Origin of the sequence: Vagococcus proximus, from assembly GCF_029143285.1 — a bacterium.
In the GTDB taxonomy this organism is placed as follows: domain Bacteria; phylum Bacillota; class Bacilli; order Lactobacillales; family Vagococcaceae; genus Vagococcus_D; species Vagococcus_D proximus.
The window spans coordinates 205,770-223,084 of sequence record NZ_JAPDSH010000003.1 but is presented as its reverse complement, the minus strand read 5'-3'; the positions used below and the strand labels follow the sequence as shown (position 1 = coordinate 223,084).

Genomic DNA, 17,315 nt, shown 5'->3' with positions numbered 1-17,315 from the left:
TACATTATTTGTTACTGTTATACGTGTTAAAGTATGGTGTGCAGTATATAAAAAGCTAACCATATATTGTTAGCTTTATTTTTTTATTTATTTTTTAGAAATCTGGTTAAGAGAGGTAACGAGATGAAACCAATCATAGAATTGAAAAATGTTTGTTTTAGCTATCAAGAAGAGGATGAGAGTCTTGCTTTAGATAATGTTTCTTTTGATATTTATGAAGGAGAATGGATAGCTATTATTGGTCATAATGGTTCTGGAAAATCAACTTTAGCAAAGACAATTAATGGTCTAATATTACCTAGTAGTGGTGAAGTCACTGTAGGAGAGGTCCCTTTATCGGAAGAAGCTGTTTGGGATATTAGAAAACGTGTTGGGATGGTTTTTCAAAATCCTGATAATCAATTTGTAGGTTCAACTGTTGAAGATGATGTTGCATTTGGTTTGGAAAATCAAGGAGTACCTCGTGAAGATATGTTGGTTAGAGTTTCTGATGCTTTAGATAGGGTGAGGATGACTGAATTTAAAACAAAAGAACCCGCACGATTATCTGGTGGGCAAAAGCAACGTGTAGCAATTGCAGGTGTTGTTGCTTTAAGACCAGATGTTATTATACTAGATGAAGCTACCAGTATGTTAGATCCTAAGGGCAGGTTAGAGGTTATTTCGACTATCAAACAATTAAAAGAAGAAAAGAATCTGACGGTTATTTCTATTACACATGATATTGATGAGGCTGCCCATGCTAATAGAGTATTAGTCATGAAAAAAGGTGAAATGATACAAGAAGGCACTCCAGAAGAAATATTTGCAGCGGGTGATAAATTAGTGAGCATGGGCTTAGATGTTCCATTTCCAGAAAAATTGAAGAAGGAACTTAAAGGATTTGGTTTAGAGGTTCCGAAGAACTATATGACTGACGAAAGGATGGTGGATTGGTTATGGACATCAAGTTTGAAAAAGTAGCTTATACCTATCAGCCGCATACCCCTTTTGAATATAAAGCATTATATGATATTAATTTAGATATTATAGAAGGCAGTTATACTGCTATTGTCGGTCATACAGGAAGTGGTAAGTCTACTTTATTACAGCATTTGAATGCTTTAGTTAAACCAACGGACGGGCAAGTTACTATTGGTGACAGAGTTATAACAAATGAAACTAATAATAAAAATCTAAAGCCAATTCGTAAAGAGGTAGGGATTGTTTTTCAGTTTCCTGAAGCACAGTTGTTTGAAGAAACAGTTGCTAAGGATATTTCATTTGGCCCTAAAAACTTTGGTGTAAGTGAAGAGGCATGTGAGAAGGTTGTAGACGAGGTTTTAGAGCTTGTGGGTCTGGATGAGACATATAAGGACAAGTCTCCCTTTGAATTGTCTGGTGGACAAATGAGGCGTGTAGCAATCGCAGGTGTTTTAGCGATGGAACCTTCTGTATTAGTCTTAGATGAACCTACTGCAGGATTAGATCCTCAAGGTAGGCTTGAGATGCTTGAAATGTTTGATCGTTTACATAAGGAAAAAGGAATTACCGTTGTATTAGTGACACATGTTATGGATGACGTTGTCAATTATGCTAATTATGTTGTTGTTTTGGAAAAAGGAACTGTTGTCAAAAAGGGTGAACCTAAGTCTGTCTTCTCTGATGTAGATTGGTTACGTGAAAAACAATTGGGCGTTCCAACCGCAACAGAATTTTCTTTAAAATTAAAAGAAAAAGGGTTTAAGTTTGAAACGTTACCTTTGACTACAAAGGAATTGGCTGTTGTGTTAACGAAACAGCTGTCAGAAAGTCAGAAAGTAGGTGACAGCTAATGCTTGAAAAATTAATATTTGGTCGTTATATTCCTGGTGAATCGATTATTCATCGTCTTGATCCAAGGGCAAAGCTATTAGCCAGTTTTTATTTCATAGGCATAATTTTTCTATGTAATAATTTTCAAAGCTATGCCTTTATGTTGGTTTTTACTTTAGGAATGATTTTATTGTCTAAAGTGAGTATAAAGTTTTTTATCAGAGGGGTTAAGCCTTTGATTTGGTTGATTTTATTTACTGTGATTCTCCAGGTTCTGTTTACAAAGGGTGGGACAGTTTACTTTGAATTTGGTATTATATCTCTGACGGAGTTAGGCTTAAGAAATGGAGCCTTTATTTTTAGTCGTTTTGTACTGATTATTTTTATGTCAACATTATTGACGTTAACAACAGCGCCGTTGGCCTTGTCTGATGCTATTGAATACTTATTGAGACCACTTAAAGTAGTTAAGTTCCCTGCACATGAAGTTTCCTTGATGCTGTCAATTGCCTTAAGATTTGTTCCAACATTAATGGATGAGACGGAGAAGATTATGAATGCACAAAGAGCTCGTGGTGTTGATTTTGGAGAAGGTAATTTAGCACAAAAAATGAAAGCTATTGTGCCGCTGTTGATTCCTTTATTTGTAAGTAGTTTTAATCGAGCGGAAGATCTAGCTATTGCAATGGAGGCGCGAGGATATCAAGGTGGAGAAGGTAGGAGTAAGTATAGACAGTTAAAGTGGTATATGAAAGATACGATGGTAGTTATTGTTTTTGCACTGGTTACCGTTGCACTAGTCTATTTACGCTACTAATTAGATTATCTTAGCAGCTCTCTTTTCAATAGAGAGCTGCTTTTTTAGAGGAGGAAATGATATGCCGAGATATAAAGCGGTGATTGCTTATGATGGGACAGATTATTGTGGATTTCAGACACAAGATAATGGCAAAACTGTTCAACAGGAGTTAGAAAAAACGTTAACTAAGTTTAATAATGGTGTTCATGTCCCGATACATGGGTCGGGACGGACTGATTCAGGTGTGCATGCTGAAGGACAAGTGATTCATTTTGACATGCCTCAGGAGCGAGATGAAGAGAAATTACGACATGCATTTGATACGCAGTCACCTGAAGATATTGCGGTTAAGTCGGTAGAATTAGTTGATGATGAGTTTCATGCAAGGTATCTTGCAAAAGGGAAAACTTATCATTTTTATGTTGATATAGGACGCCCTCGTAGTCCGTTTTCAAGGCGTTATGCAGCTTTTTTTCCGTACGATTTAGATATTGAAAAAATGCAAGAAGCGGCAGAATTATTATTAGGTAAACATGATTTTTCAGGTTTTTGTGCAACTGGAACAGAGATTGAAGATAAAGTTAGAACAGTTTACGAGGCGAAAGTAGAGCAAGTTAGCGAGACCCAACTACGTTTTGTGTTTTCTGGCAATGGCTTTTTATATAAAATGGTGCGTATTATGGTAGGCACTTTGCTTAAAATTGGTAATAATCGTATGCCAGTAGAGCAAATAACAACAATTATTGAAAATAGAGATCGCAACCTTGCAGGCCCAACTGCACATCCAGAGGGGTTATATTTGATGGAAGTAAGGTATAAATAACAGAAATATTTTCAGTTTATTTTCTTAACTTATTGACAATTAACTAATTAAGCTATATCATGATAGATGGTATTGTTTGCCCCACGATGAGCCCCGGAAACTTATTGTGTCAAACAAAAACAGAACTATAAATTGGAGGAAACAAACGTGCGTACAACATATATGGCCAAAGCTGGCGAAGTAGAACGTAAATGGTACGTAGTGGACGCTACTGATATCCCAATGGGACGCTTATCAGCAGTAGTAGCATCTATTCTACGTGGAAAAAACAAACCAACATTCACACCTCATGTGGATACTGGTGATTTCGTAATCGTAATCAATGCAGACAAAATTAAATTAACAGGGAACAAAGCTTCAGACAAAATGTATTACCGTCACAGCATGTACCCAGGTGGTTTAAAATCAGTTTCAGCTGGTGAATTACGTGACAAAAACTCACGTCGTTTAATCGAAACATCTGTTAAAGGAATGCTACCTAAAAATACTTTAGGTCGTAAACAATTATCTAAATTACATGTGTATGGTGGTTCAGAACATGAACATCAAGCACAACAACCAGAAGTTTTAGATATTACTAACTTAATTTAAGGAGGAAAATTCATTGGCTAAAGTACAATATATCGGCACAGGCCGTCGTAAAAACTCTGTAGCTCGCGTACGTCTAGTACCAGGTACAGGAAAAATCATTATGAATGATAAAGCAATCGAAGAATATATCCCACATGCTGACTTACGCGCTGTCATTAACCAACCTTTCGCTGCAACTGCAACTGAAGGCGCTTATGACGTATTCGTAAATGTTCACGGTGGTGGATATGCAGGACAATCAGGTGCTACTCGTCATGGTATCGCTCGTGCGTTATTAAACGTTGATCCAGATTTCCGTGCTCCATTGAAATCAGCTGGTCTTCTTACTCGTGACTCACGTATGGTTGAACGTAAAAAACCAGGTCTTAAGAAAGCCCGTAAAGCTTCTCAATTCTCAAAACGTTAAGAAACTTTATACAACAAACTTTCGGACGTTTCGCACTATGTTGCGAAGCGTCTTTTTTTATGGATATTGCCAAGTGAGAAAAGAGGAATAAATGATGAGTTCAAAAGAAAAGATGTTAGAAATAATAAAGAATAAGCAATCAGGTGGACGTTCTGAAAAAATGGAGACGCCTAAAAATGATCGTAAGAATATGCGTAAAGGCCCAAAAATTTATAATAAATAAAAAAAGTTATCCACTGTGGATAACTTTTTTTATTTTTAAAATTATTAACAAGAATTTAGGTGGCAATATAAAGTTGTAGTTTTTTCAAATCGATTCTTTATTGAAAGGATTGTGAGGCGCTGTAACAATTGTTTTAAAAACGATTGTTATTATTTATTAATAATGTTTATAAAGTGAGTTGTTAGTTTTTGAAAATGATTTTAAGTATAATTAATTTGAAAATAGGAGATGGGGACTTATTTGAAGTCATGATTTTTATTTGTCAAATAGAGAGGATTTGAGGTTTGAATGAAGGTTAAACATGAACTAATCACGTATGATACTATTGAAGTTCCGATTAAGTGGATACATCACAGTGCTAATCATAGTACTAGGTCGATAGTACCTCATTGGCACAGTTCTTTAGAGCTGTTTTATATGCGTTCAGGAACTAATCATGAAATTAAGATTGAAGGAATGACTTATGAGACATATCCTGGTATGGTACTAGTTGTTAACTCTGCTGAAGTTCATAGTATTGTACCTAAGTATGATAAGGAACTGGATGCAATGACGTTTGTTATTTCATATGAGCTTTTGACATCACTTATTCCTAATTTATACTTACAAACGTTTTATCACAGAACCCTCAGCTTTATTTAGTAAGGATTGCGAGAAAAGTGAGGTTTTATCTGATTGTTTGGAAAAGCTTTATTTTTCAGTGATGAGTGAAGAAAATGATTTTAAAAAGTTACAGGTTTTAAAATATACTTATAAATTAATTTTCTTACTTGTTAAGGATTGGATGCTAGAAGCAGACACACCGCATTTTGGCTATCAAATTCCTGGAAAAGGAGTAAGATTGCATGAGATAGTATCTTACATTGAAAGGCATTCTCATGAGGAACTGACAACATCAGGTTTAGCTGAGACGTTTAATGTTTCGATTAGTTTTTTACAAAAGCTATTTAAAGAAAATTTAGATATTAGTTTGATGGCATTTGTTAACTCTGTGCGTGTACAGAAAGCGCATCATCTTTTGATTCATACGGACATGCCAATTAGTTTGATTTCTTCTCGAACGGGTTTTCCAAGTGAGAAAGCTTTTAGAACAAGTTTTAAATATAGGTTTAATGAAACGCCTCAACGATACCGTTCAAAAAACACAAAATAAACACATGATTGTTAAAAGTTTAATAAAGTTGATAAAAAAGCCTTTTTTAATACACAAAAAGGCTTTTTTTGTGTTTTTAAAATGGTAATCTTAGATTATAAAGCTTATAAATAAGGATTCATTCATTGATTTATAAGATATTTGTTAGATAGCAATTATCTAACTATTGCTTTAACACGTTAAAGGGGAGGGAGTCTGGAAGCTGTAAAATTAATTTTTTTAGGAGGTGCGGTTAGTGAAGAAAATTTGGTCAATGTTAGTTGTTTTTATGGTGCTACTATCAAATATTACCCCTCTATTTAGTTTGAATGAGGTGTTTGCCGAGGAAATAAATTCGGAGTTGTTTGTAGTAAGCGAAATAGAAATAGCAGGATCAAAAAGTAAAATACTAGAAATCAAGACTACGGCTAAAGATGAGTTGAATTCAACAAAGATCACTCTTGATAAGGGGAAATTTAAAAATGTCTATCGTGATAGACAATTAAGTGTTCCAATTGTTGAGGGTGTAACTTTAAAAGATAGAGAAATAAATATTACCCCTGAAGGTAAAGATAAATGGGAAGTACTTTATGTTGAATTAGAACAATCTGAGAGTCAAGCGGCGACTGTGAAAATAGAAGGATCGCTGGAAAATGAGACAGTTGGAACAGTTAGTCATCAAATGTTACCAATTGTCAGCCAAGAAACAGAAACAAGTACTATAGAGGCTCAAAACAGTGGTGTTGAAACTTCTGTTGAAATGGAAGAGGAAACATCAGAGGCAAAGGTAACAGCTGAGTCTGATATGATTTCTGAAACTTCAGAAATTAAAGGAACCGAAGTAGTTACAGTTACATCGGAAGCTAAAGAAGAAAAGCTACCGGTGTTTGAAGAAATTATTGAACCAGTAGAAGCCACACAAACTTTTGCTACACCAGTTGGGGCAGCAGGAGGAAGAAATGATAATCTACAACGTGATATAGCGATTGATGAAGTCCACAGAACTGTGGAATCAGGAAAAAAAGCTTTGTATCGAATGATACTGAAAACAACAGGTGCGCAAATCAATTATAAAGATGCCGTCTTAAAGATTGATTTACCTCTATCAACATATGCAAGCTTCGATGCATCAGCATCAGCTTTAAAAGAATTAGAGATTGAAGGGGTTAAACCTGTTTTTAATTTGAAAGAAAAAACATTAACCTATAAATTTCCTCAGTTAAAATCAGGTCGTACTTATGAACGTATTATTGAAGTGGATACTCATAATGGTATCACCCCGAATGGAACTGATTTTAAAATGCTGGGATATTTGAGTTTAAAAGGTCTTCCTACACAATCGGATAATGCACTAGTAACAAGTAAGTCTGCAGTATCTGCTTCGATTAGTAAGGAATTTAGTAAAGCCACGTTGGCTGAAAAAAAAGTACCGCCAAGTCCAGGCAGTATAACAGAGTGGGTAATTAAAGTCTCAGTTCCTAAGAAAGCAATAGGACAAATGTATCTGAAGCCAGGTTCAGATATAGTTGTTGAAGACCAATTACCTGCAGGTCTAACATTTAAAAATATGGTTACTGGTAATAAACCAACAAGTACTCCTAATGGGAAAATAAGATGGGTATTTAAAGCGCCCACAATAGCAGCACAAGAAAAAATTGCAACGAGTGGTAGTCTGTTTAAAACAGAGTTAAAAGTAAATCTTCTAGTTCAGAATAATAAAAAATGGGTTAATACCATGATGAAAAATAATGCTAGTGTTGCTGCAACATTTGTAGATGGGAAACGTTTAGATCCTCTTGCCAAAGCTAACCATAGCATTAAAATTACGGAATCTGAACCGGATACGGGTAAAATAAATGGAGCTGTTCTTGTACCAGCACATTTGGGGCCTTCAGATGGGAATGGTGGGGTCTCACCAAAACAAAAAAAAGATATAAATCCTAGCGTTTACGATGACGCAACATTGATGTTTCATCATGGGGTTTTGGGTTCTTATTATGGTAAAGAACATAACCTTAGGGAATTTAAAGTTATGTATGATATTGATCCTAACTTAATATTAACAGGTGTTAGGACACCTGGGGATTGGACGAGGGCTTCGACAATAGGTGAGAGTAAAAATCCAGGTACGTTATCCCCTAAACCTAAATATGACATGATTATCACCTATAGAAATATGACAACTAAAAAGGATGCAAGTAAGATGGTGATTAGCCCAGTTCAAAACAAATGGTACTCACGTGAAGAATTAGGTTTAAAGGATAATATGCGGGTGAGTAGAGTTGCATTTGTATTTAAAGGGACTATACCGGCTAAGTTAAACTCAAATAACGGAGCAAGTTATAAGTTTGAAGTTAAGCAAGGATTTACAGGTAAGGTTGAAAATAAATTTAACATGACGGGTTCTTCAACATATAATCACCAGGGTAAAAAGCCTAAGGAGAAGTATACACCGGGGACATATCGTGATTTTAATTATAGTAATCAGTTCTCAGAACTTTATACAGGTGATAAGAATCTTTCAGGTCATCGTCATGCGACAGTGGTTCCTAGACCTAAAAGTTTAGCTCCAATTGTTGAAATTGGTGTATCTTTGAGCAAGAATGATGGAAATATTGTGTCTCCTGGTCAAAATAAAATGAATGTTATTTTTAAAACAGATAAAAGTTCAGCAGTTAAAGTTAACAAACCAATTGAAGCCTTAGTTTTATTACCGATTGGTGTAACTGTAAATAAAACTCCAAATGTAATTTATAAGGGTAATGATGGCGAAACGGTTAAGGGAACGTACACTGTAGTCAGTGCGAACTATAATAATAGTGGGCGTCAATTAGTGAAAGTAAGATGGCCAGAAAGCAGAATGAATATTGGTGGCAACTTCAGGTCAACATTAGATGTAACGATTGACAAAAATGCACCGAATTCATTATTGTTTGATGTCTATGGTTTTTCTGGGGATGCTTCACTGAGTGTTCCGAAAGTTAATGGTAGTGTATTAACGAACACTGTTCTTCAGAAAGATGGAGATGATTTAAATAAAGATGGCAAAAAAGGGACTCAACCACGAGTGAAGTCAGCAAATTTATATTCGATTGTTGGGAAATATGATATTCAAACAGAAAAATTTGTTAAAGGTCCAGGTGAAAACTGGTCTAAAATGGCTAAAACTGTACCAGGTGGTAACGTCGACTATAAATTACATATGACAAACACAACAGGTAAAGATTTATCGTCTATGACCTTAATTGATGTTTTACCATCAGTAGGTGACCTAGGTATCACAGATAATGTAGCTCGTGGCTCTAAATTTGGTTTGAAACTAAAGGGACCAGTTACATTACCTACAGCATGGAAAAATAAAGTATCTGTTTTTTATAGTGAATCCAAAAATCCCAAACGCGATGATTTGATTCGTCAAACGAAGTATCCAAAATATACGCCGAAGTTAACGAATCCAACTGGGGCTCAAAGTCCAAATTGGAAGAAACAAAGTGATATTAAAGATTGGAGCAAAATCAATTCCTTCAAGATTGAATTATTACCGAATAAAACTTGGATTAAAGGTGTTAACATGGATATTTTATTCTCTATGACAGCACCAAATCAAGGTGAAGTATCTAATAGAACCTTGTTAAATAGCAAAGTTGAACCTATGGAAAGAGCTGCTTATAACTCATTTGCTGTTGCGACAGATGAGGGTCAACCTGTTGAACCTCTGCGAGTAGGCGTTTATATGAATTATGCTATAAAAGAACCAGTTGTTTCAAAAACAGTGAATGGTAGTAAAAATCCATTAGAACTTAAAAATAGAGATGAAGAATTTACATGGGAAGTAGATTATGATTTTGGAAATTATTCAGGCGAATGGAATAAGGTTCAATTGTCAGATCAGCTTAACAAGGTATTGATGATTAAAGATGTGAAGGTTGTAAATAAAAAGAATCAAGATATGACGGCAAACGGTAAGTTGACAGTCGTTCACAAAACGAACTTGGTGCGATTTGATTTGAATAAGAAGAATGGCAATTTTTCTTACTTAGCAAATGACACATACCGTCTGATTATTAAATCAACTATTTCGAAAGATGCAACAGATGAACAATTACTGCCATTTATTAAAAAAGGTGGCGTACCTAATCAAGCTGAATTAATCCTTAATGATAAGCCAAAACCATCTAATGAAGTGAAGGTCATTCCACCATTAGTTAAAGGTAATTTAGTAATCACAAAAATATCAGATGAGCTAGGTGAAGAAGGGCAAACCATTCATTTAGCAGGAGCTGAATTTGAAGTGAAGACGAAGGATGGTAAATCAGTAGGGAAACTTGTTACCGATGCAAAAGGGGAGGCGAAATTAGCTGACTTGGCATTAGGTAGCTATCAATTGATTGAAACGAAAGCACCATCAGGTTATAAGATTTTAAGTAAACCTATTGCTTTTGAAATTACAGAAAAAGAAACAAACATTAAGTTAACAGTTAAAAATACTAAGAATAAAACTTATTTACCTAATACAGGTGGCATGGGGACGTTAGTATTTTATGCCGTTGGTGGTTTATTAATGGTAGGTAGTCTTTATATGGTAACAACTAAAAAGAAAAGAGGAGTGAAGTAAATGAAACTTAAAGGTAAATTAATGGGATTATTCCTTGCTATTAACTTTGTAGCAGCGATTATTTTCCCGACATTAGCTCAAGCGTATGAGGTAAAAGGCGATGTAACAAATCCTAAAGTAACGATTACGAAATATGAACAAGAAGGTAAAGACTCAGGTAAAGAGGGGAAAGATATCCCATTAGCAGGTGTTACGTATGACTTAACGATGACCCACAAATACAATGAAGAAAAAGATTCATGGGAAGTATTTGAAGGCGATAAGAAATTATCTGGTACAACAGATGAAAAAGGTCAAATTGTCTTAACTAAAGCAGAAGGTTTAGAATTAGGCCGTTATGAAGTGAAAGAAGTATCAGCACCAGATCACGTTATTCGTGATGAACGTATTTATACAATTGATGTTCCAATGACAAATGAAGCAGGAACAGAGCTTAACTATGATGTTAAATTATTTCCTAAAAATGAAATTATCCGTGGGGATGCAACGCTAACTAAAGTTGGGGAAGATGGGAAAGTGTTAGCAGGTGTTGAGTTTGATTTATATAATTCAAAAGATGAAAAAATTGAAACACTAACAACAAATGAAGAGGGTCAAATTAAAGTTACAGGGTTAGCTCAAGGTACGTATTATTTCGTTGAATCTAAAACATTAGAAGGTTTAGTTTTAAACAATGATAAAATTGTCTTTGAAGTAGAAAAAGGTAAACAAAATACAGTAAGCTGGAAACCTATTGAAGGGTTTGTAACTGAAGAAGGTCGAGTAACAAACTACAAAGTTCCGACAATCAAAAAAGATGTAGAAGATGTAAAAGAATATGAAGTTGATCGTAGTAAAGAATACGTTTATAACTTAACTATTGAGGTTCCTGGAAATATTAAAGAATATAAAACGTTAGGTGTAACAGATACACTAGACAATCGTTTAACTTATGCAGGTACTTGGGGTGTTAAAGGAACTGAGAAAGAGAATATTGACTTTAAACAAGAAGGTCAAACATTAGTATGGTCAGTTAAAGACTTTTCTAATTTAACACCAAACTCAGATATCGTTATTACATTTGCTTCAACAATTAAACCAGATGCAAAATTAGCTCCAGATGAAACAGGTATTCCAAATACAGCAAGTTTAACATTTGATAATAAAAAAGGTGGTTTCTCAGATCCAACAACACCACCAACAACACCGCCAGTAACAGTAACACCTAAAGAAGGTGGTATTAAAGTAGTTAAAGTGGATAAATCAGATAAGTCAGTTAAATTAGCAGGTGCAGAATTTAAATTAACAACAGATAAAGAAGGAAAAAATGTTGTTGATGCGAAAGGAACAATTATTAATGTTAATGATGCTGCGCATAATGGTGTATTAGCTAACTTAGTGACTAGTGATAAAGGTGAAATCAAAATTACTGGTCTAACACCAGGTGTTTATTACTTACATGAAACAAAAGCACCTACCTATAAAACTGAAGATGGTGAAGTTAAATCATACCGTCTATTAACAAAACCAGTTGAAGTAACAGTTGTGGATAAAGTAATGGATAAAGAAGTAACAGTTGAAAACTCAAAATCAGGTTGGCACTTACCAACAACAGGCGGAATGGGAACAATCCTATTTACAGCTTCAGGTTTAGGGTTAATGTTAGTGGCAATGGTAATGGTAACAAGACGTAAAAAAGAAACAAATTAATCAAGATAAAAGAATTCTAATCAGCTAGCTGATTAGAATTCTTTTAATTTATCTAAGGCAGGTAATAACGTGAAAAAGAAACTATTAATTATCGGAGTATTTGTATGTGGCTTTCTTATTTTTAGCTACCCTTTTTTAGCGAATTATGTGTCGACAACGACTCATATTAAAGAGGTAAAGACATATGATAAGAGCGTCGAGTTACTTACCTCTAAGAAGAAAAAAGACTTAACAGAGGAAGCCGAACGCTATAATCAGAAAGTAAAAGATGAAAGAATAGACTTTGTTGACCCATTTGAAAAAAAGCCTACAAAAACTAAAAATAAGAGTTACTATGATGCACTTAATATAGGTGAGGTTATGGCGACCTTAGAGATTCCTAAAATTGATATGACATTGCCTATTTATCATGGGACATCTGAAGAAGTACTAAGTAGAGGTGTTGGGCACATGGAAAATTCAGCCTTACCAATTGGTGGCAAGGGAACACATAGTGTTTTGACTGGTCATCGGGGCTTGCCATCAGCTAAATTATTCAGAGACTTAGATAAGTTGAAAAAAGGCGATAAATTTTTTATTCATGTGTTGGATAAAACCTATGCATATGAAATTACAACAGAGAAAATTGTCTTACCAGATGAGACAGATTGGTTGATTCAAGAGCCGAATAAAGAACAAGTGACTTTACTAACATGTGAACCGTATATGATTAATACCCATCGTCTTTTAGTGACAGGTGAGAGAGTCTCTTATGAAAAAGCAGCCCCTGAAGTAAAAGTAAGCAACTACAATACTAAGAAGCTAACTTATATAAAATGGTGTATTTTATCGGTCTTTTTAATAGGTATTATAAGTGTTTTCTATTTTGTCATAAAGTATTTAAAAAAGAAACGTCGAGGTAATTAAGCATGACTAAAAAAGTAATAATAGCGTTGATTTTTTTAGCAGGTTTGGTACTTTTATTATTTCCTCATGGAGTTAGAACCTATTATACTCATGAAAATAATAAAATGTTTAAAGAGTTTAAAGCTGAAACAAATGAGTTAGTTAAACCAGAGTCTAAATCTAAGCTAGAAGAAGTCAAACGTAAAATAGAGACGTATGATTTAGAATTAAAGAAAGCAGGAATGGAAATCACCGATCCATTTGAGGAAAATAAAGAGAATTTGAAGAGTTTGAAAGAAATTTTAAATCTTGATGAAGGTGAAGCATTTGGAATGGTCGAGATTCCTAAGCTAAATCTAGTTGTTCCTTTATATTTAAGTGTTTCAGATGAGGCACTGTATGAAGGTGTTGGACATGTTGGGGGTTCCTCGCTTCCGATAGGTGGAAAGAGTACGCATACGGTTATAGCAGGGCACAGAGGCTCTTGGACGCAAGAAATTTTTCAACATGTGGATAGGTTAGAGAATGGGGATCATTTTTATATCCATACACGTGCGAAAACATTAACCTATCAAGTAATAGGGAAAGTTATCATTCATCCCTCTAATACAGAGATGTTAGAAATACAAAAGGGAAAAGATTTAGCAACACTAATTACATGTCATCCATATGGTTCAAATGCACAGCGCTTACTAATACAGGGGGAGCGTATTTTCTATTAAAAGAAGTTATACACTGTTAATTGTGAGAAAAAATGTCGATTTAAAGAGTTATCCACCGAAAAACAGAGAGTTATCCACAAAAATGTGGATAACTCTCTGTTTTTCGGTGGATAAGTAAGTGGAAAGGTAAATGAATGGACTGTGGATAAGTATTTAGAGAATGATTAAATTTTAATCTATTACTAGTCAGCGTAAGCCATTGCGTGATAGAATATACAAGACATATGATACTGAAAGGAACTGTTATTGTGAATAAAACTAAAATTATGGCTGATTTGCCAAACATGAGATTATTATTTGATGAACCGTTATCTAATTACACGTTTACGAAAACGGGTGGGCCTGCAGATGTACTTGCTTTTCCTAAAAATACAATTGAAGTAAAAGAAATGGTTGATTATTGTAATCAAGAAGCTATTCCATTCATGGTACTTGGAAATGCTAGTAATTTGATTGTACGCGAAAAAGGAATTGCTGGTGTGGTCATGATGTTAGCTGATATGGCTGAGATGTCTGTTGAAGGAACGGAGCTTGTTGTTGAAGCGGGAGCTAAGTTAGTTGAAACAGCTAAATTTGCTTTCGATAATACTTTAACAGGTTTAGAATTTGCTTGTGGTATTCCTGGAAGCATAGGTGGCGCAATTTACATGAACGCAGGTGCTTACGATGGAGAAGTTGCTAATGTTGTGAAATCTGTAGATGTTGTTTGGGAAGATGGGACATTTGAAACTTTAGATAATGAGGCACTTCATTTTTCATACCGTCACAGTAAGTTACAAGAAAAATCTGGAGTTGTTATTTCAGTTCGCTTTGCTTTAGCAGAGGGAGATAAAGAGGTTATCGGTATGCGTATGGCTGAGTTAACTGAATTAAGAGAATCAAAACAACCGTTAGAATACCCATCATGTGGCAGTGTCTTTAAACGTCCAGAGGGTCACTTTACTGGGAAGTTAATTCAAGATGCTGAGTTACAAGGGTTGAAATGGGGCGGAGCTCAGATTTCAACAAAACATGCTGGTTTTATTGTTAACATTGATAATGCTACGGCGACAGATTATGTTGAGTTGATCAAACATATTCAAAAAGTCATTTTAGAAAAATTTGATGTTGTATTAGAAACAGAAGTTAGAATTATTGGAAGACAATAAAAAATGCTCGCCACTGGCGAGCATTTTTTATTTGTTACGATTTTCAGGCGATAAGCTTGTAGCTTGAAAAAGAGCTTTAACAATTAAAGGTGTAATAATAACAGCAGCTATTATTTCAGGTATTCCGTTTGTAAGAACTGCTAAACCTAGAACAGACATTAGTTGGCTGGGTGTCGTTGAGAAGTGTTCAGCAACAGGACCTGTATATAAGAATCCCATTAAACTTAAAACGAGAATTGTATTAGTAAGTGTTCCACCCACAGCTGCAATAATTGTTGGAAGGTAAAGGCTCTTCATTTTTTTGTAGAGAGCTGTAAAAAGTAGACCTGCAACAAGACCGACTAAGATACGGGGTAGAATGGATACAATTGGATTGATGAATACAATGGGGTCAATAGCAGAACTAGGCATCGTCCAGGCTCTAATGAAGGTTGTCAGGCCCCAGACAAATCCGATAAACATGCCATCTTTTGTTCCTAATGTAACCGCAGCAACAATGACGGTAATATGAACAATGGTTAAACTAATCATCCCCAGTGGAATGAAGCCTAAAAAGGGAACCATTCCTTGAATAAAGATTAAAGCAGTTAAAATCGCACGTATGGTTAAGCGATAAGTTTTATTTCGTCTATTTTTCATAAAATCTCCTTATCATAAAAAAATGAACTTAAAATCATTGTTTATATCATAAGGAGATGAGCCCTTAAAGTCAAGTAAGAAATTAGTTATTTAATAACACTAGATAGCGCCCAGTCATCTGTCCGGATAAAAGGTCATTAAATGCTTCTGGAAGCTCATTTAATGTTAGTTCAGATTTGATATACTGAGAAAGATTATCAGGCTTCATATCGGTTCCAAGACGGTTCCATATGTAAAGGCGTTTTTCTGATGACATATTAACAGAATCTATTCCTAATAAATTAACCCCTCTTAAAATATAAGGTAGAACGGTCGAATTAAAACTGATTCCGCCAGCATTTCCGCAAAGTGAGATACTACCACCGTACGAAATTTGAGGTAAGATGTGTTCCAGCTGACTGCCGCCAACAGTGTCAATGACATAATCAAAATTTTGAGCCATAAGTGGTTTAGCAGGTTGTTCATTAAATTCTTGGGCAGAAAGAACGGTTGTTACACCGAGTTGTTTAAAGTAATCATGTGCGGTATCGCTTTTTCGAGTAAGTGCTGTAATATTGGTATACCCCAGTTTGGCTAAGATCCCGATAGCTAGGCTGCCAACACCGCCACTAGCCCCTGTTACTAAAATACGTGAATGCGGTTTTTGACGTAGGCCTTGGCGTTCAATCGCGTTAACTGAAAGAGCAGCCGTTAGACCCGCTGTGCCGAGCGTCATACTTTCTTTTTCGGTTAAGCCATTAGGTAGGGCGGTCAACCAATCGCTAGGCACTCTAGCGTAGTCTGCATAGCCACCACTGTGAGCAACTCCTAAGCCGTAACCTGTAACAATGACAGTTTCTCCTGTTCGGTATTGTGAGTCGCCAGGTTCAACGATAGTCCCAACTAAATCAATTCCTGGAATAATGGGATAGTTGCGAATGACACCTGATTTTTTTTGTGTAGCTAGGGCATCCTTATAGTTTACACTTGAGTAGGCTACTTTAAGTAAAACATCCCCAGTTGAAAGTGAGTCAGTAGAGATGGATTTAACAGTTGTCGTAATACGTGAATCATCTTGTTCTTCTAAAATTAAAGCGTTGAATGTAGTCAAAATTAATTCCTCCTTCGGATAATAACTCATCTATCTATAAGTATAGGAAAGATTACGCTAAAAAGCGATTAAAAAGTGAGAAAATAAGCTTGAAGTTTGTTAATATCGCTTGTATACTTACTTATACTTTGTAAACTAGAAGTTTATTTATACCAAACTTTTGCCTTTTGAAGTTTAGAAATACTACACATTTGAAATGGGGGATACCATGGAGATAGGCAGTAAGATTAAAAATCTACGTATTCAAAAGAATTTAACTCAAGAAGAGCTTGGTGAACGAACGGATTTGACGAAAGGTTATATTAGTCAATTAGAACGAGACCTGAGTTCTCCATCGATGGATTCTTTTTTTAATTTATTAGAAGTTTTAGGAACAACGCCTCAAGAGTTTTTTAATGAGAAGTCTCATGAGCAAAAAGTGGTATACGATGAAACAGAGCGCACAATCTATTATGATGAGGATAAGAAGTATCAAGTGGAGTGGTTAGTACCAGAATCAAATGAGAATGAAATGGAGCCTATCTTTTTATCCTTAGAGGAAAAAGGTGAGTTTAAAGAATTTGGGCCATCACTATCTGACACCTTTGCCTATGTTTTGGAAGGTGAAGTCTGTGTGGAGTTAGGACTTCGTCGTTATTTTGCGAAAGAAGGCGAAGCGATTTATTATCAAGCAACAGAGACACATCAAATAAAAAATCAATTTAACGGTAAGAGCAAGTTATTGCTAGTTGCTACGGAATCGTATTTATAATAGTTAAG

At 35.2% G+C, this 17,315-nt stretch carries 17 protein-coding genes; 15 read left to right on the top strand and 2 right to left on the bottom strand.

The features are described from left to right. The first annotated feature begins 123 nt into the window (after positions 1 to 123). From OL233_RS05655 to murB, 14 genes are all read left to right on the top strand, one after another. Complete coding sequence (locus OL233_RS05655; RefSeq protein WP_275471385.1) at positions 124 to 963, top strand: energy-coupling factor ABC transporter ATP-binding protein; 840 nt, start codon at positions 124 to 126, stop codon at positions 961 to 963. After that, a complete protein-coding gene (locus OL233_RS05650; RefSeq protein WP_275471384.1) occupies positions 939 to 1,814 on the top strand; it encodes an energy-coupling factor ABC transporter ATP-binding protein in 876 nt (291 codons plus the stop codon). Before OL233_RS05655 ends, OL233_RS05650 begins: the two co-directional genes overlap by 25 nt. Further along, positions 1,814 to 2,611 carry an energy-coupling factor transporter transmembrane component T family protein gene (locus tag OL233_RS05645; protein ID WP_275471383.1) on the top strand — a complete coding sequence of 266 codons (798 nt, stop codon included), beginning with the start codon at positions 1,814 to 1,816 and terminating at the stop codon, positions 2,609 to 2,611. Before OL233_RS05650 ends, OL233_RS05645 begins: the two co-directional genes overlap by 1 nt. Positions 2,612 to 2,672: 61 nt before the next feature. After that, on the top strand, positions 2,673 to 3,416 hold the full coding sequence (gene truA, locus OL233_RS05640; RefSeq protein WP_275471382.1) for a tRNA pseudouridine(38-40) synthase TruA: 744 nt from the start codon (positions 2,673 to 2,675) through the stop codon (positions 3,414 to 3,416). A 162-nt stretch (positions 3,417 to 3,578) separates the two neighbouring features. Next, complete coding sequence (gene rplM, locus OL233_RS05635) at positions 3,579 to 4,007, top strand: 50S ribosomal protein L13 (protein ID WP_302470558.1); 429 nt, start codon at positions 3,579 to 3,581, stop codon at positions 4,005 to 4,007. Positions 4,008 to 4,020: 13 nt separating this feature from the next. Continuing rightward, entirely contained in the window at positions 4,021 to 4,413 is a 393-nt protein-coding gene (gene rpsI, locus OL233_RS05630; protein ID WP_126831811.1) for a 30S ribosomal protein S9, read from the top strand. A gap of 91 nt (positions 4,414 to 4,504) precedes the next feature. Next, positions 4,505 to 4,636, top strand: coding sequence for a hypothetical protein (locus OL233_RS05625; protein ID WP_275471458.1), 132 nt, complete (start codon positions 4,505 to 4,507; stop codon positions 4,634 to 4,636). Positions 4,637 to 4,924: 288 nt separating this feature from the next. Continuing rightward, positions 4,925 to 5,278: an AraC family ligand binding domain-containing protein gene (locus OL233_RS05620; protein WP_275471381.1), complete on the top strand. Its 354-nt coding sequence runs from the start codon at positions 4,925 to 4,927 to the stop codon at positions 5,276 to 5,278. 37 nt (positions 5,279 to 5,315) lie between these two features. Continuing rightward, entirely contained in the window at positions 5,316 to 5,789 is a 474-nt protein-coding gene (locus OL233_RS05615; protein ID WP_275471380.1) for a helix-turn-helix domain-containing protein, read from the top strand. Positions 5,790 to 6,024: 235 nt separating this feature from the next. Next, entirely contained in the window at positions 6,025 to 10,383 is a 4,359-nt protein-coding gene (locus OL233_RS11415; protein ID WP_275471379.1) for a SpaA isopeptide-forming pilin-related protein, read from the top strand. Next, positions 10,384 to 12,072 carry a SpaH/EbpB family LPXTG-anchored major pilin gene (locus OL233_RS05605; RefSeq protein WP_275471378.1) on the top strand — a complete coding sequence of 563 codons (1,689 nt, stop codon included), beginning with the start codon at positions 10,384 to 10,386 and terminating at the stop codon, positions 12,070 to 12,072. Positions 12,073 to 12,141: 69 nt separating this feature from the next. Then, a complete protein-coding gene (locus tag OL233_RS05600; protein WP_275471377.1) occupies positions 12,142 to 12,978 on the top strand; it encodes a class C sortase in 837 nt (278 codons plus the stop codon). 2 nt (positions 12,979 to 12,980) lie between these two features. Then, entirely contained in the window at positions 12,981 to 13,679 is a 699-nt protein-coding gene (locus OL233_RS05595) for a class C sortase (RefSeq protein WP_275471376.1), read from the top strand. Between the two features lie 248 nt (positions 13,680 to 13,927). After that, the gene (gene murB, locus OL233_RS05590; protein ID WP_275471375.1) at positions 13,928 to 14,827 is read left to right on the top strand and encodes a UDP-N-acetylmuramate dehydrogenase; all 900 of its coding nucleotides are present in this window, start codon (positions 13,928 to 13,930) and stop codon (positions 14,825 to 14,827) included. 27 nt (positions 14,828 to 14,854) lie between these two features. Here the strand turns inward: murB and OL233_RS05585 are convergent, their stop codons facing one another. Together OL233_RS05585 and OL233_RS05580 are read right to left on the bottom strand one after the other, a co-directional pair. Then, positions 14,855 to 15,466, bottom strand: a complete 612-nt coding sequence (locus tag OL233_RS05585; protein WP_275471374.1) for an ECF transporter S component — start codon at positions 15,464 to 15,466, stop codon at positions 14,855 to 14,857. 82 nt (positions 15,467 to 15,548) lie between these two features. Further along, positions 15,549 to 16,556: an acrylyl-CoA reductase family protein gene (locus OL233_RS05580; RefSeq protein ID WP_275471373.1), complete on the bottom strand. Its 1,008-nt coding sequence runs from the start codon at positions 16,554 to 16,556 to the stop codon at positions 15,549 to 15,551. Between the two features lie 208 nt (positions 16,557 to 16,764). Here OL233_RS05580 and OL233_RS05575 point away from each other — a divergent pair, with 208 nt between their 5' ends. Beyond that, positions 16,765 to 17,307, top strand: coding sequence for a helix-turn-helix domain-containing protein (locus OL233_RS05575; protein ID WP_275471372.1), 543 nt, complete (start codon positions 16,765 to 16,767; stop codon positions 17,305 to 17,307). Positions 17,308 to 17,315: the final 8 nt, after the last annotated feature.

Bases quoted from the DNA above. Each gene is read 5' to 3' on its own strand.
- OL233_RS05655 (WP_275471385.1), top strand. From the start codon at position 124: ATGAAACCAATCATAGAATTGAAAAATGTTTGTTTTAGCTATCAAGAA.
- OL233_RS05650 (WP_275471384.1), top strand. From the start codon at position 939: ATGGACATCAAGTTTGAAAAAGTAGCTTATACCTATCAGCCGCATACC.
- OL233_RS05645 (WP_275471383.1), top strand. From the start codon at position 1,814: ATGCTTGAAAAATTAATATTTGGTCGTTATATTCCTGGTGAATCGATT.
- truA (WP_275471382.1), top strand. From the start codon at position 2,673: ATGCCGAGATATAAAGCGGTGATTGCTTATGATGGGACAGATTATTGT.
- rplM (WP_302470558.1), top strand. From the start codon at position 3,579: ATGGCCAAAGCTGGCGAAGTAGAACGTAAATGGTACGTAGTGGACGCT.
- OL233_RS05625 (WP_275471458.1), top strand. From the start codon at position 4,505: ATGATGAGTTCAAAAGAAAAGATGTTAGAAATAATAAAGAATAAGCAA.
- OL233_RS05620 (WP_275471381.1), top strand. From the start codon at position 4,925: ATGAAGGTTAAACATGAACTAATCACGTATGATACTATTGAAGTTCCG.
- OL233_RS05605 (WP_275471378.1), top strand. From the start codon at position 10,384: ATGAAACTTAAAGGTAAATTAATGGGATTATTCCTTGCTATTAACTTT.
- OL233_RS05595 (WP_275471376.1), top strand. From the start codon at position 12,981: ATGACTAAAAAAGTAATAATAGCGTTGATTTTTTTAGCAGGTTTGGTA.
- OL233_RS05585 (WP_275471374.1), bottom strand. From the start codon at position 15,466: ATGAAAAATAGACGAAATAAAACTTATCGCTTAACCATACGTGCGATT.
- OL233_RS05575 (WP_275471372.1), top strand. From the start codon at position 16,765: ATGGAGATAGGCAGTAAGATTAAAAATCTACGTATTCAAAAGAATTTA.